This is a genomic window from Nocardioides sp. (genome assembly GCF_036401255.1).
Lineage (GTDB): Bacteria > Actinomycetota > Actinomycetes > Propionibacteriales > Nocardioidaceae > Nocardioides.
This window is the reverse complement of the sequence record NZ_DASWVI010000130.1, coordinates 1-4,013: the sequence shown is the minus strand read 5'-3', so window position 1 is coordinate 4,013 and position 4,013 is coordinate 1. Positions and strand designations below refer to the sequence as shown.

At 73.4% G+C, this 4,013-nt stretch carries 5 protein-coding genes; 4 read left to right on the top strand and 1 reads right to left on the bottom strand.

Features of this window, described 5'->3' with window-relative positions; translation table 11 throughout:
• Positions 1-178: 178 nt before the first annotated feature.
• Positions 179-1,555: a wax ester/triacylglycerol synthase family O-acyltransferase gene (locus VGD85_RS05835; RefSeq protein ID WP_331062502.1), complete on the bottom strand. Its 1,377-nt coding sequence runs from the start codon at positions 1,553-1,555 to the stop codon at positions 179-181.
• 116 nt (positions 1,556-1,671) lie between these two features.
• On the opposite strand from VGD85_RS05835, the gene VGD85_RS05830 reads away from it, so the two are divergent.
• The 4 genes from VGD85_RS05830 (at position 1,672) to VGD85_RS05820 (ending at position 4,000) form a co-directional block, all read left to right on the top strand.
• Positions 1,672-1,857, top strand: a complete 186-nt coding sequence (locus tag VGD85_RS05830; RefSeq protein ID WP_331062501.1) for a hypothetical protein — start codon at positions 1,672-1,674, stop codon at positions 1,855-1,857.
• 36 nt (positions 1,858-1,893) lie between these two features.
• Entirely contained in the window at positions 1,894-2,421 is a 528-nt protein-coding gene (locus VGD85_RS05825; protein WP_331062500.1) for an acyl-CoA thioesterase, read from the top strand.
• Between the two features lie 77 nt (positions 2,422-2,498).
• Complete coding sequence (locus VGD85_RS23155) at positions 2,499-2,657, top strand: pyruvoyl-dependent arginine decarboxylase (RefSeq protein WP_414690766.1); 159 nt, start codon at positions 2,499-2,501, stop codon at positions 2,655-2,657.
• Entirely contained in the window at positions 2,648-4,000 is a 1,353-nt protein-coding gene (locus VGD85_RS05820) for an LCP family protein (RefSeq protein WP_331062499.1), read from the top strand. The genes VGD85_RS23155 and VGD85_RS05820 overlap by 10 nt, the downstream gene beginning before the upstream one ends.
• Positions 4,001-4,013: the final 13 nt, after the last annotated feature.

Below are 4,013 nucleotides of genomic sequence, written 5' to 3'. Positions count from 1 at the left end.
CCGCCGGAGGCACGGGCGGGGGCGTCTGTCCCGGGCGCGACGCCGTCGGCATCACCCGGGTCTCGTCGGGTCGCGGCTCGCGGTCCGGGTCGCCGGAGCCGCCGTACAGCCAGTGGAAGTCGGGAGACCCGTCCCCGGGCTCGCCGTCCCCCCGGGGGCGATCGGTCATGCCCCGACGCTACCGTGCCGCCAGCTGCGCCCAAGACTCCGCGATGCCGTCGGCGAGGACGTGGAGGTCCGGCATCGAGGCGTGATCACCGGTGATCCCGAACGTCAGGGCCCCCCGATAGGACAGCATCGCCACGCCCACACGGACGTGGTCGGCGATCGGCACCCACGGCACCAGCGAGCGCAGCGGGCGGCCCAGGCAGTACAGCTGGATCGACGGTCCGGGCACGTTGGTCGTCACGGTCGTCACCTGGTGCTGGGGCAGGCGCCACGCCGTCCGCAGCCCCCACGAGACGAGCGGGAACGGCCCGAGCTCGGCGGTCGAGGTGATGCCGATGCCGGCCTCCGGCTCGTGGTGGGAGCGCAGCCGGGACAGGCGCCGGTGCACGGCGTGGACCCGTTCGACCGGGTCGGCCAGGTCGACGGGCAGGTAGGGCAGCAGCAGCGACACCCGGTTGTCGGGCGTCGACTCCTCGCCCGGCGCGCGCGTCGAGACCGGCACCAGCGAGCGCACGGTCCGGGCGGCCGGGTCCTCGCCGCGTCCCAGGAGCAGGCGCCGGAACCCGCCGGCGATCGCCGCGAGCGCGACGTCGTTGACGGTCGCACCGCAACGGCGGCGTACGTCCGCGACGTCGGCCATCTGGGTCTCCACCCACGCGAACCGGCGGTCCGCACCGATCGGTCCGAGCAACGACGACGGCTGCACCGGACGGGCGGCTCCACCCAGGTCGATCAGCCCACGCGCCGCGTGTCGCAGTGCGTACGCCGAGCGGACCGGTGTGCGGGAGAGCCGGCCGAGGGCGCCGGCGACACGGGTGGGGTAGCGAGCCAGGTCGCCGAACGCCCGGGCGGTGAAGGCCGCCGGTGTCGCGTCCGGCTCCGGGGGTGCGGGGTCGGGCACCAGAGGGGTCGCGTTCGGCGCGGCGTCGAGGAAGAGGCGGTAGAGGTCGGTGCCGGAGACGCCGTCGGCCAGGCAGTGGTGGATCCGGGACAGCACCGCCCAGCGGCCATCCTCGAGTCCCTCGAGCAGCCAGCACTCCCAGAGCGGTCGGTGCCGGTCCATGCGGGGCGCCATCAGCGTGGCGACCAGCCCGGCGACCTCGGCGGGGCCGCCGGGGCTCGGCACCGCCGCGCGGAGCACGTGGTTGCGTACGTCGAAGTCCTCGGCGGCCACCCACGCGGGGGCGGCCAGGTCCCACGGCGCCGAGCGGAGCCGCTGGCGGTAGCGGGGGATCAGCGGGAGCCGCGCCCCGATCACCGCCAGGAAGTCGCCGTACGCCGGCGCGGGGCCGTCGAAGACCGCGAGCGAGCCGATCGCCAGCGAGACGGCGCGATCGACCGACTCGACCTCGAGGAACGCATCGGCGAGCGGTGTGAGTCGGTCCACGGCGGACTCCTTCCCGCGACCAGTCTCCGCGCGGGCGGTCCCGCCGGTCCCGGGCCGAAAGACCCTACGGCCCAGGACCTCGCGGAGTGATCGTGGAGGTGTCGAGAGGAGGGGCCATGAGTGAGCAGGAGGAGGCCCTGGCCCAGCAGGAGGCGAAGGCACGCGCGACCGAGACCATCAGCAGCAGCGAGCGGGCGCGGCTGTGGGCGGGGATGAACCGCTACCTGGCGGCCGAGGCCGCCCACGCGCACCGGGTCAACCGGTCCCAGGAGCCGGCCCGCCCCGGTGACACCGACGGCTGACCGGCGGCGCCGCCCCGCGGCGGTAGCCTCCGGGGCATGGCACCGGACCCCGAGCTCGACGGCGAGCTCCACGGCCTGTCCCCCTCGTACGCCCGCGTCTCGCTGGCGGTCGTGACCTCCAGCGCGCAGGCGAACCTGCTCGGCAACATCCACGGGGGCGAGATCATGAAGCTCGCCGACTCGACCGCGGGCGCGGTCGCCGCGCGGCACAGCGGTGGCCCGGCGGTGACGGCCGCCATGGACGAGATGGCGTTCCTCGAGCCCGTGCACGTCGGCGACATCGTCCGCACGCTCGCGCAGGTCAACTGGGCGGGGCGCTCGTCGATGGAGATCGGCGTACGGGTCGAGACCCAGCCGTGGAACGACCCGTCGACGACGTCGCTGCACGTGGCCTCGGCGTACTTCGTGTTCGTCGCGATCGACGGCGCCGGCCGCGCGCGCCGGGTGCCGGCGCTGGTGCCGGAGACCCCGGACGAGGTGCGCCGGATGCGGGAGGCCGAGATCCGGCGCGCCCACCGGCTCTCCCGCCGCGAGGCGATCGAGGCGGGCCGCACCGCGGGCTGACCCGGTCGGCTGCGCGGGGGAGCGGGCGCCCGCGCAAGTCGTCGGCGCGTCGCGCCGGGGTGTGACGGGTGTGACTGGTGATACTGGCGGTCAGCAGTATCCTTCCCCGTTCCACTTGCAGAGAGGCATCTCGATGCCGCCCGTCTCTTCCCCCGGGTCGCACGACAGCCACGGTCCACGCTTCAGTGCGGACGACCGCGCCGCTCGGGTGCGCTTCCGCAGGGCCATGGCCCTGATGCTGATGACCCTGCTGCTGCCGGGCTCGGCCCAGCTCGTCGCGGGCAACCGCAAGGTCGGCATCATCGCCCTGCGGATCTGGTTCGTGGTCGTCACGACGTTCGTCGGCACGGTCGTCGTCGCGTTCTTCTGGCACGGGCTGGCGTTCCGGCTCGCCTTCGACACGGCCGCGCTGTTCTGGCTCCGGCTGGCGCTGATGGCGCTCGCCACCGGGTGGGCGGTGCTGTTCTTCGACGCCTGGCGCCTCGGCCAGCCCCTCACGCTCACGATGGGGCATCGGCGCGCCGCGGTCGGCGTCAACGGCGTGCTCGCGCTCTCGGTCGCGGCCGCGCTGCTGTTCGGCGCCCACCTCGCCGGCGCCCAGCGCGACCTGATCTTGACGATGTCCGGGAACGGTGACGTGACCGGCGCCCACGACGGGCGCTACAACGTGCTGCTGATGGGCGGCGACTCCGGCGCCGGCCGGTGGGGCCTGCGCCCGGACTCGATGACGGTCGCCAGCATCGACGCCGAGACGGGCCGCACCGTGCTGATCTCGCTGCCGCGCAACATGCAGAACTTCCCGTTCGTGCGCGGCTCGGTCATGCACGAGCAGTTCCCCGACGGCTTCGACGCCGACTACCTCAACGGCGTGAGCACCTGGGCGGGGGACAACACCGAGCTGTTCCCGCACTCCGACAACCCCGGCGTCGACGCCACGATCATGGCCATCGAGGGCATCACCGGCCTGAAGATCAACTACTGGGCGATGGTGAACCTGCAGGGCTTCCGCGACCTCGTCGACGCCGTCGGCGGGGTCACGCTGAACGTGCGGCAGGAGATCCCGGTCGGGCTCCCCCAGGACCCGTTCTACAGCCACATCGAGCCCGGGGTGCAGAAGCTCGACGGCTTCGAGACCCTGTGGTTCGCCCGGGCCCGCTACGACTCCGACGACTACTCACGGATGGCCCGCCAGAAGTGCGTGATGAACGCGATGCTGCAGCAGATCAGCCCGCAGTCGGCCGTCCGCAACTTCGCCAGCATCGCCAAGGCGAGCTCGGCGATGGTGTCCACGAACATCCCCGCCAGCCAGTTCGGGCACTTCGCCGAGCTGGCGCTCAAGGCTCGGGGGCAGCGGGTCTCCTCGCTGTCGCTGGTGCCGCCGATGATCGACACCGCGCATCCCGACATCAAGCTGATCAAGGCCAAGGTCGCGACCGCGATCGACCGCGCCGAGGGCACGGCCCCGCCGCCGGGGAAGCAGAAGTCGCACCGGGACGACCCGGTCACCGGAGGCTCGATCGGCTCGCTGAGCACCGGCTACGCCGCCAACGAGGCCGGCGACCTCGACACCGCCTGCTGATGCCGAGTCGGCG

What these genes read in the sequence shown, in the direction of transcription:
- VGD85_RS05830 (WP_331062501.1), top strand. Translation starts at nt 1,672, where the DNA reads ATGAGTGAGCAGGAGGAGGCCCTGGCCCAGCAGGAGGCGAAGGCACGC.
- VGD85_RS05825 (WP_331062500.1), top strand. Translation starts at nt 1,894, where the DNA reads ATGGCACCGGACCCCGAGCTCGACGGCGAGCTCCACGGCCTGTCCCCC.
- VGD85_RS05820 (WP_331062499.1), top strand. Translation starts at nt 2,648, where the DNA reads ATGGCCCTGATGCTGATGACCCTGCTGCTGCCGGGCTCGGCCCAGCTC.